The 16,472-nt window shown below is 44.5% G+C and carries 16 protein-coding genes and 1 pseudogene; 9 read left to right on the plus strand and 8 right to left on the minus strand.

The features are described from left to right. Positions 1–147, minus strand: a 147-nt coding sequence (locus NWP22_RS14815) for a DUF2887 domain-containing protein (protein WP_417006594.1), incomplete at its 3' end; no start/stop codon positions are given. A gap of 71 nt (positions 148–218) precedes the next feature. Then, positions 219–911, minus strand: a complete 693-nt coding sequence (locus NWP22_RS14820) for a Uma2 family endonuclease (protein WP_271731810.1) — start codon at positions 909–911, stop codon at positions 219–221. Positions 912–1,115: 204 nt separating this feature from the next. On the opposite strand from NWP22_RS14820, the gene petP reads away from it, so the two are divergent. The 5 genes from petP (at position 1,116) to NWP22_RS14845 (ending at position 4,390) form a co-directional block, all read left to right on the plus strand. Next, on the plus strand, positions 1,116–1,307 hold the full coding sequence (petP, locus tag NWP22_RS14825; protein WP_271731811.1) for a cytochrome b6f subunit PetP: 192 nt from the start codon (positions 1,116–1,118) through the stop codon (positions 1,305–1,307). Positions 1,308–1,394: 87 nt separating this feature from the next. Next, positions 1,395–2,495: a Get3/ArsA fold putative tail anchor-mediating ATPase NosAFP gene (locus NWP22_RS14830; protein ID WP_271731812.1), complete on the plus strand. Its 1,101-nt coding sequence runs from the start codon at positions 1,395–1,397 to the stop codon at positions 2,493–2,495. 81 nt (positions 2,496–2,576) lie between these two features. After that, positions 2,577–3,617, plus strand: a complete 1,041-nt coding sequence (gene chlG / locus NWP22_RS14835; protein ID WP_271731813.1) for a chlorophyll synthase ChlG — start codon at positions 2,577–2,579, stop codon at positions 3,615–3,617. A gap of 76 nt (positions 3,618–3,693) precedes the next feature. After that, on the plus strand, positions 3,694–3,981 hold the full coding sequence (locus tag NWP22_RS14840; RefSeq protein WP_271731814.1) for a hypothetical protein: 288 nt from the start codon (positions 3,694–3,696) through the stop codon (positions 3,979–3,981). Positions 3,982–4,021: 40 nt separating this feature from the next. Next, positions 4,022–4,390: a cupin domain-containing protein gene (locus tag NWP22_RS14845; protein WP_271731815.1), complete on the plus strand. Its 369-nt coding sequence runs from the start codon at positions 4,022–4,024 to the stop codon at positions 4,388–4,390. 103 nt (positions 4,391–4,493) lie between these two features. Here NWP22_RS14845 and NWP22_RS14850 read toward each other — a convergent pair whose 3' ends face one another. Continuing rightward, entirely contained in the window at positions 4,494–5,300 is an 807-nt protein-coding gene (locus NWP22_RS14850; protein WP_271731816.1) for an inositol monophosphatase family protein, read from the minus strand. Positions 5,301–5,339: 39 nt separating this feature from the next. After that, positions 5,340–6,809: a BCD family MFS transporter gene (locus NWP22_RS14855; protein WP_271731817.1), complete on the minus strand. Its 1,470-nt coding sequence runs from the start codon at positions 6,807–6,809 to the stop codon at positions 5,340–5,342. Positions 6,810–6,905: 96 nt separating this feature from the next. Here NWP22_RS14855 and NWP22_RS14860 point away from each other — a divergent pair. Both NWP22_RS14860 and NWP22_RS14865 read left to right on the plus strand, forming a co-directional pair. Continuing rightward, positions 6,906–6,986, plus strand: a pseudogene (locus NWP22_RS14860) (RNA-guided endonuclease TnpB family protein); the annotation flags it as partial. A 52-nt stretch (positions 6,987–7,038) separates the two neighbouring features. Further along, positions 7,039–7,989 carry an aldo/keto reductase gene (locus NWP22_RS14865; protein ID WP_271731818.1) on the plus strand — a complete coding sequence of 317 codons (951 nt, stop codon included), beginning with the start codon at positions 7,039–7,041 and terminating at the stop codon, positions 7,987–7,989. 6 nt (positions 7,990–7,995) lie between these two features. Here the strand turns inward: NWP22_RS14865 and NWP22_RS14870 are convergent, their stop codons facing one another. Together NWP22_RS14870 and rimO are read right to left on the minus strand one after the other, a co-directional pair. Further along, on the minus strand, positions 7,996–9,507 hold the full coding sequence (locus NWP22_RS14870) for a DEAD/DEAH box helicase (protein ID WP_271731819.1): 1,512 nt from the start codon (positions 9,505–9,507) through the stop codon (positions 7,996–7,998). Between the two features lie 250 nt (positions 9,508–9,757). Then, positions 9,758–11,077, minus strand: coding sequence for a 30S ribosomal protein S12 methylthiotransferase RimO (gene rimO / locus NWP22_RS14875; protein WP_271731822.1), 1,320 nt, complete (start codon positions 11,075–11,077; stop codon positions 9,758–9,760). Positions 11,078–12,136: 1,059 nt separating this feature from the next. On the opposite strand from rimO, the gene btpA reads away from it, so the two are divergent. Both btpA and NWP22_RS14885 read left to right on the plus strand, forming a co-directional pair. Further along, positions 12,137–12,988, plus strand: coding sequence for a photosystem I biogenesis protein BtpA (gene btpA, locus NWP22_RS14880; protein WP_271731823.1), 852 nt, complete (start codon positions 12,137–12,139; stop codon positions 12,986–12,988). A gap of 87 nt (positions 12,989–13,075) precedes the next feature. Then, positions 13,076–14,065, plus strand: a complete 990-nt coding sequence (locus NWP22_RS14885) for a vitamin K epoxide reductase family protein (protein ID WP_271731824.1) — start codon at positions 13,076–13,078, stop codon at positions 14,063–14,065. Positions 14,066–14,164: 99 nt separating this feature from the next. On the opposite strand, the gene nadB is transcribed toward NWP22_RS14885, so the two are convergent. Then, positions 14,165–15,844 (minus strand): L-aspartate oxidase, encoded by a 1,680-nt coding sequence (gene nadB, locus NWP22_RS14890; protein ID WP_271731826.1) that lies wholly within the window; start codon positions 15,842–15,844, stop codon positions 14,165–14,167. A gap of 140 nt (positions 15,845–15,984) precedes the next feature. After that, a complete protein-coding gene (gene psbU, locus NWP22_RS14895) occupies positions 15,985–16,413 on the minus strand; it encodes a photosystem II complex extrinsic protein PsbU (protein ID WP_271731828.1) in 429 nt (142 codons plus the stop codon). Positions 16,414–16,472 lie beyond the last annotated feature (59 nt).

The following is a 16,472-nucleotide window of genomic DNA, read 5'->3' on the forward strand; positions in this document are numbered from 1 at the left end:
GTTTGTAAACTTGTAAATAATAATTGTCGTCACTAAATCTATTATGGCTGTTTGTGACTCTTGCTGTGCTTGTGTGAGTAAAAACCTGGCGGTATCTATAGCTTCTGTTCCTTCCTTAACAGTCAGCAACATCAACCCTAAACCCAAACTTTGGGTTCTCCGTCGGAACTAGGATATTCTATTTGGGGATTAACTACTGTGGTGGTCATGGCTACCTGCTACTGTGGTAGGTTATTGGGGTCTATTCCTTGGGATCTCAGATACTCTTCGAGTCTATCAGCCCGTAGGCGTTCTTGTTCGGCCCGTAGGCGTTCCTGTTCGGCCCGTAGGCGTTCCTGTTCCGCTAAATCTGCTAATTCTGTAGGTATGAGTAACTTAGCTCCCGTATCTAAGCGATAGAACCGTAACAGTTCCCCTTCTGCTTCTAACCGCAACTGCAAAGGTTGACATATGCGATCGCTAATGGGTTGATAAACCTCATCTTGTAAACGATAACCCTTTAATTGTTCCGGAATCCATTCACCTTTAGGGTCAAATAGCCAATATTCTAAAATCCCTAACTGTTCGTATAGTAATTTCTTTTGTTCCTGGTCTTGCTTCTGAGTGCTTTTACTGGTCATTTCAAACACTACACTGGGTACTTGACCCTCTTCCCACAGCTGATAATTATCCCGACCCCCAGGAGCCACATCAAAAATCACCATTACATCTGGGGCGACTCTCAGTTTAGGGAATCCCTGAACATAATAGAGAAATTGATCAGCCAACACCGTGGCTTGTTGACCGGCGAGGTATTGTTTAATCACCTCCAGGGTAGTGAGAATTGCATACAGATGTATATAAGTTTCTGCCAAGGGTTCTCCGTCGGAACTAGGATATTCTATTTGGGGATTAACTACTGTGGTGGTCATGGCTACCTGCTCTCTGGTAGGTTGTTGGGGTCTATGCCTTGGGACTTCAGATACTCTTCTAGTCTATCAGATTCTTGTGGGTTGGGTTGTGACTTTTTATTGACCCTCAGTATGCAAACTCTTTTCCATCATGACCCAAATCTATTACCGCCGGGTCACTGATTCAGGTAAACTGAGACTTGGTTTATTGCATTGTGACTAAGTATGGAAATTGGACAAAAGGTAAAAGTTTTTCGTTTGCGCGATCGCGTGTCTGCTAGTATTGCCAAAAAACTCGGACAAATCGGCATTATTCAAGGCTACAAAGTCGCTGATGGCTGTGGAATTGGTGTAGTGGTACTGTTTGACGACAATTCATCTACTTGGTTTTTTGAAGATGAAGTCAAACCAGTGTAATAGATAGAACTCAAAGCAGAAGCTAAGAGTATTTGCCTAGTGCTAAGTTGGAGTAGAACAGATTGCCGGGAAAAAGAGAATCAACTAATGTCCCTGATATTGACATTTTTGGGCAAAGGCGGTACGGAGCGTACTAAAATTGCGATCGCCACCGCCAAGTTATTGGCAACCCAAGGTAAGCGGGTACTTCTAGCAGGGTTAACAGAACCAGTTTTACCCATGTTACTGGAGCAAACCCTAACCCCTGACCCCCAGGAAATTGCCCCCAATTTACAGGTAGTGCAATTTAAATCCTCTGTATTGCTAGAACGCAGCTGGGAAGAAGTGAAAAAACTGGAGGCGCAATACCTCCGCACACCCCTCTTCAAAGATGTTTATGGTCAAGAACTGGTAGTATTACCAGGGATGGACAGCGCCCTAGCCTTGAATGCGATCCGCGAATATGATGCCAGTGGCAAATATGACGCGATTATCTATGATGGCACAGGTGATTCCTTTACCTTGCGAATGTTGGGGATGCCAGAATCTCTGAGTTGGTATGTGCGGCGATTTCAGCAATTATTTGTCAACTCCGATTTAGGGAAAACGATTGCGGAATCGCCCTTAATTCAGCCGCTAATTAGCAGCTTTTTTAATGTCAACTGGACAGCAGATAACTTTGCTCTACCCACCAACCAGGTGAATAATTTCTTAGACAAGGGAAAAGCAGCTCTTGCAGATCCTCATCACGTGGCGGCCTTCTTAGTGACTACACCAGACCCCCTACAAGTAGCAACTGCTCGTTATTTGTGGGGTAGCGCTCAACAAATCGGTTTAACCGTGGGTGGTGTGATGGTGGTGTCACCCACAGATCAAGTCAACCTCTCGGAAGAATTTAGACCTCTGACGGTGAGCGTTGTTCCCGATTCTCCCACAGGGGAATGGCAACCTTTAATAGATGCTCTACCCAACTTTGTAGAACAAGCATTACAGGCTCCCAAACCCATGGAAATCGACACCCATAACCGTCAAGTCCGCCTATTCTTGCCAGGATTTGACAAAAAGCAAGTCAAACTTACCCAATATGGACCAGAAGTTACAGTGGAAGCAGGAGACCAACGGCGTAATCTCTTCCTACCCCCGTCCCTAACTGGTAGACAGGTAACGGGAGCCAAATTTCAGAATAATTATTTGATAATTTCTTTTTAAGTCCTGGGTACTGGGAATTGGGTAATCAAAACCATCTATTCCCCATTCCCTAGTCCCTCTTCCCATTCATAAGTAAGTCTGATGTCAGAACCAACCCCTATTAAACCTAATTCCCAGCCAGCAGAGGCTATAGATTCAGTTAAACCCAACCAGGAAATGACAGCAGTTGCTGACCGCAGCGCCAAAACTCGCCAATTACTGGGGATGAAAGGCGCAGCACCGGGGGAAAAGTCCATCTGGAAAATCCGCTTACAACTGATGAAACCCATCACCTGGATTCCCCTGATTTGGGGGGTGGTCTGTGGTGCGGCCTCTGCGGGTAATTACACCTGGACTTGGGAAAATGTCTTGAAGTCCGCCGCTTGTATGTTGCTTTCGGGTCCTTTACTCGCCGGTTATACCCAAACTCTCAATGAATACTATGACCGGGAAATTGACGCGGTAAATGAACCCTACCGCCCCATTCCCTCTGGTGCTATTCCCTTACCCCAAGTCATTACCCAAATTTGGGTATTGTTAATCTCTGGTAATGCTCTGGCTTTTGTATTAGATGTGTGGGCTGGTAATGAATTTCCCACAATCACAACTATAGCTATTCTGGGTTCTTTTATTGCTTATATTTATTCAGCACCACCATTAAAGCTCAAACAAAACGGTTGGTTAGGCGGTTATGCTCTTGGTGCTAGCTATATGGCTTTTCCTTGGTGTACGGGTCATGCGTTGTTTGGTGAACTGAATTGGAAAATTGTCGTGATCACTGTGGTTTACAGCTTGGCTGGTTTGGGTATTGCTATTGTTAATGATTTTAAGAGTGTGGAAGGCGATCGCCAGTTCGGATTAAAATCATTACCTGTGATGTTTGGTGTCACCAGAGCCGCTTGGGTCTGTGCAGCCATGATTGATGTTTTTCAAGGGGTGATTGCAGTTTACCTGCTCACTATTCATGAAAACTTATACGCGGCAATTTTGTTGTTGTTAATCATCCCCCAAATCACCTTCCAGGATATGTATTTCCTGCGTGACCCTCTGAAAAATGACGTTAAATACCAAGCCAGCGCCCAACCCTTCCTAGTCTTGGGAATGTTGGTGGCTGGTATAGCTCTGGGCCATGCTGGCATTTAGTTTCTCTAGCCAGGGGAAAAAATGATGGGTTAGGAGTTAATATACTTCTAACTCTTAATTATGATCAGGAGTTACCGTGTTAGAGTTAATAAATCTTTGCATTCGGGGGATTCAACCATTATTAATCCCTATTTGCTTTGTTACCGCTTGGACTGTAATTATTCTGTTTGCTTGGAGTCTTTGGTCAGCAGCTCGAGATAGTGTGACCACAGCCAAACAAATGCATCAAATCCCCTGCCCTAGCTGCCAATTTTTTACCAATAATTACCGCCTAAAATGCACTGTACACCCTTCTACTGCCAGTACAGAAGAGGCTATTGATTGTTCTGACTATCAACCAAAAACTAATCCCATGCTTTACTAAAATAGGCAAGGGAAAACCGCCCATGAGAAAAAGCTAATTTATGCTAGTTCAAAACCTCAAAGACTGTCAAGAATTCATTGCCGGAGATAATACCATTCTGCGGGAACTGCTACACCCTGATAAACAACCCCTGGCATTAAGGTATAGTTTAGCTCATGCAACCTTACCAGTGGGGAAAACCTCTCAACCCCACTCCCTGACAACTTCAGAAGTGTATTATATTCTCAGTGGACAGGGAGAAATGCACATTGATGATCAAAATCAAATAGTCAGTTCAGGAGATGCGGTGTATATTCCTCCCAATACCAGGCAATTTATCCGCAACTGTGGTGTTGAACCGTTGGTATTTATTTGTATTGTTGATCCGGCATGGCGAAAAGAAGACGAGACAGTTTATAATATTACTTAATCTGTGCTTAAGTAATTTTGACCATCTGCCAAAAAAAGTAGGCTTTTCTGGTAAGGAATGAAAGATAAACTACCATTAAAATAAGTATAAATACGATTTATACTTAAAGTTTTAACTTTTCCAGAAATGGGGTAAATAGCGGTACTAATTCCCGGCGACTGAGAACCAGGGTAGGAAAAGAGCGATCGCTATAATCTTGCCCGGGTGACAAAGGAAATGGTTCATCTTTGAGAGATATCCAACTACCACCCGCAGCCTGTACAATCACCCAAGCCCCGGCGAGGTCCCAAACCTTGGGTGTAGCTTCAATACCACCTAATGCAGCCCCTGCAGCGACTGTGAGGAAATTATAGCTAGCTACACCCAGCATCCGAATTTTACAGGGAAAATCCCTTTGAATCACGGAAGTGCTACGGGAACAGAGGTTAAAAAAGTGATTTTTAGTAGCATCATCACTACTGCTATGGATAGGGTGATGGTTGAGGAAAGCCCCTGAAGGTGTGACTAATCCAGAGGAACCTGCCCAGAAACCATGAAAAGCTTGACCTAGTGGGGGGACGTAAACATACCCAAATATGGGTGTACCTCGATACAGGAGACCCATGGAAATTGACCAGATGGGAAGACCCCTAGTAAAGTTAGTAGTGCCATCCAAAGGGTCTATGACCCAACACCATTCTGTATCGGGAAAAACTTTGTCACTCTCTTCGCTTAAAATACCATAACCAGAAAAATGAGAAGCGATCGCATCACAAATTTCCTGATCAGCCCATTTATCGGCTTGGGTAACTAAACTACCGTCAGGTTTTTGGGAAGCCTGCACTTTCCCAAAATCTTGCATAAGTTGCTTTCCCACTCTGGTAGTGGTGGTTTCGGCAAAGTCGAGAATTGCTGTCCAAAAATCATTCATGAATTAATTCTCACCCCAAGGCGTTCCTTCAACCAATATTTAGTCTAAATCACTTTCTAAAACCGAGGCGATCGCCTGTTTGGCATTGGTTTGAAATTCCCTAACATTAACGCGGTTGAGAAACCACACAGCCAGCAGCATTCCCAGTGCTTGGATTCCAAAAACTAAACTATAAGCCATTAATGTTTGTGAGAAAATTCCTTTTCCCAAATCCAACACAGCACCGCCACTCACAGTAGCCACACCGCGGGAAATTGCTTGTGCTAAACCCCAAGCGCCGATAAATGTCCCAGCTGTTTCTGCTGCGGTTAAATCTAACATTAAACTAATCGCCCCGGTTGTCGTCATACCAGAGGTGAGACCATAACAAAATAACGCGCCTTGAAGTAGTTTTTGATTGGCAGTAAATCCCGCTAAAATGATCAATACAAAGGAAAATGCCACCAAAAAACACCCCAACTTAGCAGTTTTTTGTTTACCTAAGCGTGGTACAACTAGGAATCCTGTAGAACCCAGACCGATCAGCGTCCCTACTCCCGAATAAGCATTAAGTCTAGTAGTTTCCCCCACAGACATACCAAAAACTTCACCACCATAAGGTTCAAGCACAGGCTCTTGCATAAACAAACTGATGGTGAGAACCAACAAAAAGCTAAAAAATAAGCCTGTTTGGCGACTAGCAGTCAGTACCTTAAATGCTGTTTGCAGCGTAATTTTGTCTTCTCGTGCGATCGCAGTTGAACGCAAGCCATAACGAGAATATTTTTTTTCCACATTGTATGTGGATAATACAGCTAAACCAAAAACCACAGATGGGAGGATGAAAAATAGGCGGTTAATTGAGTTTTGTAATGCTGCTAACTGTTCAGGTTGACTGTACAGAGATGTTAAAGTTGTGTCTAACACTTGTGCCTCATTGCCTGGTGCTGGTAATAACACAGAACTGATAATTGCACCAATGACAATACCCACCATTAACATTGACCAGACAACACCCACTAATTGAGAGCGATTGTCCTCGTCGGAAACATCTACTAACAAAGCCGCAAAAGGAGTAGAACTAGAACTCAAAGCCAATCCATAGAAAGCAAAAATCCCCCCCAGCAAAGCCACCCAACCATAGGTTGGTAATGTCCAACCCTGAGCATAAAAACTGGCTCCTAATTGCCAAGTTACTTGTACTGCTAAAAAAGATGTAGTGACAAATACAGCCGCGCCCAAGCAAATGTAACCGGTGCGATGATATCCTAATAAAGGTTTTGCATCAGACATTTGACCAAACCAGAGTCTGGCGGGTGCAACCAGTTGGTGCATGGCTATAGTTCCCGCTACCAAAGTGGCTGGAAGTGCTAATTCCTTAATCATAATTCGATTCAGCACCCCCAGAGTTAGAAGTGACATGATGCCCAATCCCATTTGAAATAAGCCTAACCGAAACATGGTCAGTACATTAACTTTAGGTACAATCTGGGAGTTGGTTTGAGAATCAAATACTTCGCCGCTTGCCATAGCTATTTTTCAAGATGGGTTACACAATTTAGAATCTCATAAACGATTTCATAATACTGCCATTGCATTCACATGATCTCACAGCTAAACATTGGTTTGAGTAGGCAACATAAAAAAGTTGCTGATCAACGCAAGGATTTTCATTTCAAAACCGCCAATAGTCTGTTGAAAAAATATTGTGACTGTAAACTAAAGAAGTAAAGAAATGTAAATAAAATAAATATTCAACATGGAAAACATCACATTAGGACAAAATGGACCGAGTGTTACACCCCTGTGTATTGGGACTTGGGCTTGGGGTGATAAACTTTTCTGGAATTATGGCGATGGCTACGGTACCCAAGAGTTGGAGGCGGCGTTTACAGCAGCATTGGAGGCTGGTGTGACTTTCTTTGACACTGCTGAAGTTTATGGAATGGGACTGTCAGAAAAATTATTAGGGCAATTTATGCAAACATCATCAAAACCTGTGCAAATAGCTACTAAATTCGGCCCTTTACCTTGGCGGTTTACAAGTCAGTCTGTTTCAGATGCTTTAACGGAGAGTCTCAAACGGTTACAAGTAGAGCGCATTGAACTGTATCAAGTCCATTGGCCCTTTGCTTTCTTTTTAAGTCAAGAAACTTTGATGAATACCCTAGCCGATGAAGTGAAGCGGGGTAGAATTGCGGCGGTGGGGGTAAGTAATTATTCAGCTACTCAAATGCGAGAAGCCCATCAAATATTAGCGTCCCGGGGAATACCTTTAGTTGTGAACCAAGTCCGCTACTCTTTATTAAGCCGCCAAATTGAAACTAATGGAATTTCAGCCACAGCCCAAGAATTGGGCGTGACTATTTTGGCGTATAGTCCCCTGGCTCAGGGATTGCTGACAGGTAAATACACACCTGAGTGCGCCGAAACTCCCAGTGGTGTGAGGAAGATGGATCCGCGGTTTAGTAAAGAAGGTTTACAGAAAATTGCCCCTGTCATTTCTTTACTCAACAGTCTGGGAGAAAAGTATGGTCGCACTCCTGCCCAAGTAGCCCTCAATTGGTTAATTTCTCAAGGAAATGTGATTCCCATTGCTGGGGTAAAGACTCCCCAACATGTCAAACAAAATGCAGGCGCTTTGGGCTGGAGATTAAACACCGATGAAATTGGACAACTAGAACAGGTCAGTCGTCCTTGGTTGAGTTAATCAACCTTACTCTCTAAGTGCATTTGAGGATGACACAGAAGCGTCACGGCGGGTTCGCAGCTTGGGCTTGGGAGTCCCTCGTTTACCTTCGTCTCCACCATTGCTGTCCGATTTGTTCCAGGAGGAGCGGTTTCTGTCACCGGAATATTCACCACTACGACGCTTGGTTAACTTCGGCTTGGAGGAGGGTTCATCATCTTGGGGGTCTACCCCTGATTGCAACCAAGCAGGACGAGTTTGATCATAAGCAATTTGTAATGCGGCTGCGGCGATCGCATGAGCATCATATTCTTCAAGTAGTTCGCTGACTATGGGCAAGAATGAAGCTAGGCGTTCGCCAGTTAAGGCTTCTTTAACTTGTTCTTGTAATTTCTGGATATGTCGCGCTTCAATCTGGGCTCGTGTAGGAATGGACAACAATTGCCAATTTTGGCGGTTATGGCGCTCAAATACCTGTTGTTTACGCCGCTCAAAGGGCTGTACTAATGAAATTGCTGTACCTTCTTTACCAGCGCGACCAGTACGACCAATGCGGTGAACATAGGTTTCGGCGCTATCTGGTAAGTCGTAGTTAATGACATGGGAGAGCAGATCGACATCTAAACCCCGTGCTGCAATATCAGTAGCTACTACCCATCGCACTTGACGATTACGGAATCGGGTCAATAATCGCTCTCGTGCTTGTTGAGACAAGTCGCCGTGGTATTCGTCCACGCTATGACCGGCTGCTTGTAGTAAATTGGTGAGTTCCGCCGCTGTCCTTCTGGTACGCACAAAGATTAAAGCTGTTTCTGGATCTTCCATTTCTAGAATTGGCTGTAATGCTTTAGCTTTTGTCCAGTGGCGGGGGATAAGATAAGCTACTTGATTGATTTTGTTGGGTGTGGCTTTTGGCTGCTCAACGGTGACTGTGGCGGGGTTTCGCAGGAATTTATTAACAATCATGCGAATTGACGGTGGCATGGTTGCTGAGAATAAAGCTGTTTGCCGCTCTTTGGGGGCTTGAGATAGGATTTTGATCACATCATCAATAAAGCCCATGCTCAACATTTCATCGGCTTCATCCAAGACAAACCACTTGACTTGATCGAGTTTTAAACAACCCCTATCTAGTAAGTCAATCATCCGCCCTGGTGTACCTACAACCATGTGAACACCACGTTTTAGTTGCATCATTTGGCGTTCAATGGACTGACCACCATAAATTGCCAGAATCCGTAATCCTTCGTTACCTGCGAATTGGTTGATGGCATCGTGAACTTGAATTGCTAACTCACGGGTTGGTGCCAATACCATCGCTTGTACGGCTTTGTGATTCACATCTAGCTGCTCTAAAATTGGCAGAGAAAATGCTGCTGTTTTGCCTGTTCCAGTTTGGGATTGACCGACTACATCCCGACCTGCTAGCAGTTGGGGTATGGCTTGGGCTTGAATATTAGTAGGTGTGGTAAAGCCAATGTTTTCTAATTGCTCAACACGTTTTTGTGAAATACCTAATTCTTGGAACGAAAGAGTCATTAATTCTCCTAGATTTTGTTTTTTGGTTTTGGTTTGGTAAATCTGACGGCAGTTGTATTGGTTTGCCAGATTTAAAAACAGTGTCTGCAACCCTCTTTTAGGTGAGGATGCTACGCAGTCAACTAACGCCGAGGGATACTCTGGAAAGTAGACTCAGCGATACCCTTTGCCGCTCTGACATGACTTCTCTTCTAGTCGATACCCTGGGAGATGGCAGTACTGCACTCAGTGAAAGCTACTTCTACTTGTGCTAACTATTGACAACTTCACCGTAGAGGTCATATGTATCAGCACCGTGAATCGCTACTGGCACGATGGTTCCCAATTTTGCCGCCCCATCGACATATATCTGACCATCGACTTCTGGGGAAAATCTGCCAGAGCGACCTATGAGCTTTCCACTTTCAGGGTGTTCTTGTTCAATCAACACATCAACGATTTTGCCGATTTCCTGTTGATTTTTTTTGGCGGCAATTGGCTCTTGAAGCGCCATTAATCTATGCCAGCGCTCATCCATCACCTCTTGGGGTAACTGATTAGCTAGCTTGTAGGCGGGTGTTCCTTCCTCCGGCGAAAAGGTGAATGCACCCACATGATCAAATTCGTGGCGCTTGATGAATTCTAGTAGATGCTCAAAATGTTCCTCTGTTTCTCCGGGAAAACCAACTATAAATGTTGTCCTGAGTACGGCGTTTGGTAGGGCTGCTTTGATGCGTTTAATAATCCCATCATTTACCCGTCCTTGCCAGGGACGATTCATTGAGCGCAGAATATCTGGATGAGAATGTTGTAGGGGCAAGTCTAAATATGGTAATACATTCTTGGTTTGTTTGATTGCCTCTATGACATCTGGGGTCAGCCCGGTGGGATATGCATAGTGCATTCTGATCCACGGTACATCTACTCGACCTAGAGCATGAAGCAATTCGGCTAACTTTGGTTGTCCATAGATATCTAGGCCGTAATTGGTGGTGATTTGGGAAATTAAAATAATTTCCTGCACGCCTTGACTGGCTAACTGCTCCGCTTCAGTAACTATAGATTCAATAGTACGCGATCGCTGGTTCCCTCGTAGATGGGGAATAATACAAAATGCACAACGATAATCACATCCTTCGGCCACTCGCAGGTAGGCAACGCCTTCAGTTGTAGTGCGATAACGCGGTGTGGTCTCGTCTGCAATGTAGGTCGGCTCTGGACTAACCTCTTTGACCTGCTCTCCTTGTTCTACACGCTCAATTACACTTACAATCTTGTGATAATCACCTGTGCCTACTAGTGCTACTGCTTCCGGCAACTCTGTTAATAATTGTTCCTGGAAGTGTTGCGCCATACAGCCAGTAATCACAACTTTCTTGTTGGCTTCTGCCAGTTCTACTAAAGTTCTGACAGATTCTTGTCTTGCTGTTTCTATAAAACTACAAGTATTAACTATAACATAGTCTGCTAACTCTTCATTTGTATCTACACCATAGCCTGCTTCTACAAGCAGTCCTAGCATATGTTCTGTATCAATTCGATTTTTCTCGCAACCCAGGTGCGAAATGGCAATGGTTGGCTTTTCACCCATATTTTGAAAACATTTTCCGTTTTTTCTAGTCGGATAAACAAGCAGCGATGGTTTCGCTTCTTGTGATATACACCTTTACACAGTCAGGGGCTAGAACAATAGTTTTTCACTGCCACCTACTGCCTGCGGGTGCAGTGCCATAGGAGATTTTCCGGCCATGTTATTATATATGTACTACTTAGTCTATTTCCCAGGGTAGGTTAAGTGTCTTTGAGTATGTTTAACACTTATATTTTTTTAACTTGTCTGTTGGTATTTTTGATTACCGCAGCGCCTGTGTTAATTTACCCGTCGGGAAGCCGCCCAAAGGGCTGGTTTTGAAAAGTCGCTACCCTCAGGGAAACCGCGCTCTCTGGGTAGGTGATTAGGACCCAGGAGTACGAGACAACGCCTAATAAAGCAGTAAACTTACCCTGACGGTCAGGCCTTGCCGACGACGGCGCGTGGGCGGGGCGCATAAACCAGGGGAAGTTGCCTTGCGTCTTGTGAGTGGCAAACTCCTCTTCTAGCCTATTTTTATCTTAACATATCTTAGAGGAGGTTTTACGATAATTTCCAACCTAGGGAAGAGGTAGTAAGACAACCAACTCAAAACACACTTGACTAGTTAGTTAAAAGTCAAGAGGAGCCAGCCCCATGAGCGGGTTCCCGGACTTCAGGTGACTGGCGTTCAATAGTCAACAGTCAAACAATTTTGGATTTGAGATTGGCAATTTTAGATTGACAGCACCCACGAGGGCATACAGGTTAAGGATATGAGATTTCCCTTCTCCTATGCCACCCCGCACTACCACCCTATGAGGTTGACTCTGGTCAAGGTAGAGGGTAGTAGAGACGTTGAGGATTTGAGATTTGTGCGGACCAAAAGCGGCTGGGCGGAGGGACTCAAAGAATTTTCTTTGAGTTTTTAGATTGAAAATCTCAAAAAACTGAAATGGACAAATCCGAAATTGAGGAATCCAAAATCTAAAATTGGCACAGTCAAATAAATTATAGACTCTAGACTGGTGGACACTAGACCCCGCAAAGCACCCCAAATATTAGGTATAAAACTAAGACGTGGACTTATATCAGTTATTTAAAACTCGAACACCAATTATTGGTGTGGTTCATCTACTACCACTACCCACCTCGCCCCGTTGGGGAGGTAATCTCAAAGCGGTAATTCAGCGTGCCGAACAAGAAGCAGCAGCCCTGGCCAGTGGAGGAGTAGACGGCATTATTGTGGAAAACTTTTTTGACGCGCCTTTTACCAAAAACCAAGTTGATCCAGCTGTTGTAAGTGCCATGACTGTGGTGGTACAACGAATCAAAAATTTAGTGACATTGCCCATTGGTTTAAATGTTTTGCGCAATGACGGCAAAAGTGCAATGGCGATCGCCTACGCCACCCAAGCACAATTCATTCGCGTCAATGTATTGACAGGGGTGATGGCAACGGATCAAGGATTAATTGAAGGTGAAGCTCATCAATTACTGCGTTATCGCCGAGAATTAGGCTGTGATGTCAAAATTCTAGCTGATGTGTTGGTGAAGCATGCCCGCCCCTTGGGTTCCCCTAATCTCACAGTTGCCGTGAAAGACACCATTGAAAGAGGTTTAGCAGATGCCATAATTTTGTCTGGCTGGGCTACTGGTAGTCCTCCTAACCAAGAAGACCTGGAACTAGCTATTGGAGAGGCAAATGGCACTCCAGTGTTTATAGGTAGTGGAGCGAACTGGCAAAATATTGCTACACTGATGCAGGCAGCAAATGGGGTGATTGTTTCCAGTTCCCTGAAGCGCCATGGTCGCATCGAGCAACCAATTGACCCGATTCGCGTCAGTCAATTTGTGGAAGCTGCCCATACTCGTTGGCATCCCAACGGCAAGATTCAGTCTATTTCTGGGGCTGTGAAAATACATTCTTAGGAGACTCCAAGGGAAGGTTCGGGAAGTAATTTTCCCAGACTATGACTAATGACCAATGACCAATGACCAATCACCAATTAGCAGTTTATGATTCGCCGCCGTTCTACTCCTTGGATTCATAAATGGTCGCGTCCATTGATGGCCGCGATCGCTGGATTTGGTGCCTTGACCACAGGTTACATCACCATAGAAAAGTTAACAGGAGGCAGTGCCGCTTGTGTAGCCCAAGCTGGTGCCAGGGGCTGTAATGATGTCCTTTCCAGTCCTTGGGCAACCATCACCATTCTTAACCTGTCTGCGCCCTTAGCCTTATTTGGGCTTTTAGCGTATGTGAGTATGGTGATTTTGGCTGTTGCTCCCTTAGCTTGGAAACCAAGTGATAAAAATACTGTCAAACAACTGGAAAACTCAACTGGGTGGCTACTGTTGGTAGTATCCGTGGCTATGTCTGTTTTCAGTGGCTATTTAATGTACCTACTGGCATTCCAAATCCAAGCTGTTTGTTATTACTGTATTGCCTCCGCTGTGTTCTCTGTGAGTCTTTTAGTTTTGACCATTATCGGTCGGCCTTGGGAGGACTGGGGGCAAATTTTGTTTACCGCTATTATTGTGGCCATGATCACACTGATTGGTACTTTGGGTGTGTATGCTGGGGTGAATTCTTCAGGTACAACTTCTGGAGAACCTCAAAGAATTAGGTTTACACCCCAAGTAAATCCTGACCCGGCTTTTGGTTGGGAAATCACCACTACATCTGGTGAGGCAGAAATTGAACTAGCAAGACACCTAACAACCATAGATGCTAAGGAATATGTTGCCTATTGGTGTCCTCACTGCCATGAACAAAAGCAACTTTTCGGTAAAGAAGCTTACAAGATTCTTGAACAGAACAATACTATGGTGGAGTGTGCTGCTGACAGCCCTAAAGGTCAACCAGAAGTGTGTCAAGCTGCCAACATTAAAGGCTTCCCCACTTGGATCATTAATGGTGAAGTCTATAGCGGGGTTCAAAACCTCGACGAACTGGCTAGAATTTCCGGCTACACTGGCCCTAAGAACTTTCAGTATTTTCGATGATTGATCAAGGTTGGCTGTTAGTACTGACTGTCAAATCAACACCCATCAAAAATCAACAGTCAACATTATTGTTGACTTTTTTTTTGCCATGGAAAATGACTAATCTTTCCAAATCATAGATTTATGGTATTGGGATTTTTGTACTAGAGTATGGACTTGCCAATCTGGGTCTGGTTGAGGATAGTCTAGGCGGTAATGACCACCCCGGCTTTCAGTTCTAAATGCGGCACTTTTGAGAATCAGATGCGCTATATCTAATAAATTCCGGGTTTCTGCCCAAAGTCGCAATTGCTGTTCCACATCTGTGATCTGGAAACTCACCGATTGATTAGGACTCAAAGAAACTAAGAATTGACTCAAAGGTAAAGCGGCAAAATCTTTTTGCCAAGATTCTACAATGGCAATGGCTGATTCTAAACCTGACTGCTCCCGACAAATTCCCGCACTTTGCCACAGCAAAGTTGGTAAATTTTTTCTCAGTATTTCTAGCTGTGTTTTTTGGCTTTGCCATTCACTGATATCGAGGCTGAATTCTCGTATTGGCACTATTGGCAGTTCTGAGGATGGTGTCATATCTTGGAGATCAATATTTGCCATCTGGGCTCCGAAAACAATACATTCCAGCAAAGAGTTACTTGCCAAACGATTGGCACCATGCACCCCTGTACTGGCATTTTCTCCCACTGCGTACAAACCGGGAATGTTGGTGCGATTCATTAAGTCAGCAACAATACCACCCATCCAATAATGGGCAGCTGGGGCTACAGGAATGGGTTCGTGGAAGACATCAATTCCCCAATATTGACAAACTTTAATGATATTAGGAAAGCGATGACGAATTTTCTCAGGAGATATGGGGCGCATATCTAACCACACGTGGGCGGTAGCAAGATCAACGGCGGTGTGTTTAAGATGGCTGAAAATAGCTCTACTAACTACATCTCTGGGTGCTAGTTCACCCGCGGGATGATAATCAAAAGCAAAACGCCGCCCAGTGTCATCAATCAAGTGTGCGCCTTCGCCACGTACGGCTTCACTAATCAGAAAGTGGTCTGCACCCGGTAAGGTGAGGGAAGTGGGGTGAAACTGCACAAATTCTAAATCTCGCAGAATAGCCCCGGCTCGATAGGCCATAGCTACCCCATCCCCTGTACTGACGGCTGGGTTAGTTGTTTGGGCAAAGACTTGGCCACCGCCACCGGTTGCCAAAACCACGGCAGAGCTTCTGATGGGTGTGATTTTACCTTGATAGAATAGGCTGATTCCCTGACATCTGCCGGTTTGGGGTTCTATCCACAAATTCAAAGCCAAAGCTTGCTGGATCACTTGAATGTTTTGGCGACGCAATACTTGTGCTGTCAGGGTGGTGGTGACTTCCCTACCTGTACTATCGGCGGTATGGAGAACGCGGGGGTGAGAATGGGCGGCTTCTAAAGTTAAAGCCAAAGCTTGACCGTTACGGTCAAAGGCTACTCCCAAGTTTACCAGGGATTGAATACACTCACTTGCTCTTTGGGCTAGGAATTCTACGGCTGTGCGATCGCACAAGCCTGCACCTGCGTGTAATGTATCCTCAATGTGTAATGAAGGCGAATCTTCTGGGGCGATGGCGGCCGCAATACCTCCTTGGGCCCAATCACTGGCAGATAAACAGACAGTTTCTTTGGTAATTAAGCCAACTCGCAATTTCTCTGGTAGACACAGTGCTGTATATAGTCCAGCAGCACCAGCACCGACTACTAAAACATCAAATTGGCTAGGAATATCTATTTGCAGCAAAGTCTAATTTGGGTAGCAGGGGCTTTTAATTAGGGAGTAGTGGGACGGGTCTCTCCCATTTTGAGAAAAAGCGGCCACTCCCTAAAATTAGGAAGTTGGCTGCTATTCCGTATATTTAGTTAGCTTAACTGTTGAGACAGTTATCTGTAGATGCCGTTGTTAAAGCGATCGTCTCCAGCGTTGAAGATGGTTTCTAATTCTGTGACTGTAAAGTTATCTAAGTTAGCTTGTAAAAGTTCTTTTTGGCGATCGCTTAATCCCGGAATATTCAAGACATCCTCCACCTGATCGTAAGGAGCATTGAGTACGATTTTTTTGGCTAGGGTGGGGTACAGACCTGGATACTGTTGAAAAGCTCGGACGTTGGTATTATTCAAATCAACTTTTTGACCAAATTCTGTGCCTAACTTAGCATCTGCTCTATTCTGCCGTGTCACCGCCAAAACTGCCACTGGACTAAAAGTCACACTGTTTATATTAGCAGCCGCAGCTATCTGAGTTGTTCCCAGCCATCCCCAGGATCCGACTACCAAGCTAAATACTGTTAATAAACGCACCAATGTTTTCACAATTTTTCTCCCTCTTTCCATGAAAATAAGATAATCATGTTTTGCTAAATGCTATCAAC

Origin of the sequence: Anabaenopsis tanganyikae CS-531, assembly GCF_029891675.1 — a bacterium.
Lineage (GTDB): Bacteria > Cyanobacteriota > Cyanobacteriia > Cyanobacteriales > Nostocaceae > Anabaenopsis > Anabaenopsis arnoldii.

Bases quoted from the DNA above. Each gene is read 5' to 3' on its own strand.
- NWP22_RS14845 (WP_271731815.1), top strand. From the start codon at position 4,022: ATGCTAGTTCAAAACCTCAAAGACTGTCAAGAATTCATTGCCGGAGAT.
- NWP22_RS14865 (WP_271731818.1), top strand. From the start codon at position 7,039: ATGGAAAACATCACATTAGGACAAAATGGACCGAGTGTTACACCCCTG.
- petP (WP_271731811.1), top strand. From the start codon at position 1,116: ATGGAAATTGGACAAAAGGTAAAAGTTTTTCGTTTGCGCGATCGCGTG.
- rimO (WP_271731822.1), bottom strand. From the start codon at position 11,077: ATGGGTGAAAAGCCAACCATTGCCATTTCGCACCTGGGTTGCGAGAAA.
- NWP22_RS14850 (WP_271731816.1), bottom strand. From the start codon at position 5,300: ATGAATGATTTTTGGACAGCAATTCTCGACTTTGCCGAAACCACCACT.
- NWP22_RS14820 (WP_271731810.1), bottom strand. From the start codon at position 911: ATGACCACCACAGTAGTTAATCCCCAAATAGAATATCCTAGTTCCGAC.
- NWP22_RS14855 (WP_271731817.1), bottom strand. From the start codon at position 6,809: ATGGCAAGCGGCGAAGTATTTGATTCTCAAACCAACTCCCAGATTGTA.
- chlG (WP_271731813.1), top strand. From the start codon at position 2,577: ATGTCAGAACCAACCCCTATTAAACCTAATTCCCAGCCAGCAGAGGCT.
- NWP22_RS14870 (WP_271731819.1), bottom strand. From the start codon at position 9,507: ATGACTCTTTCGTTCCAAGAATTAGGTATTTCACAAAAACGTGTTGAG.
- NWP22_RS14885 (WP_271731824.1), top strand. From the start codon at position 13,076: ATGATTCGCCGCCGTTCTACTCCTTGGATTCATAAATGGTCGCGTCCA.
- NWP22_RS14830 (WP_271731812.1), top strand. From the start codon at position 1,395: ATGTCCCTGATATTGACATTTTTGGGCAAAGGCGGTACGGAGCGTACT.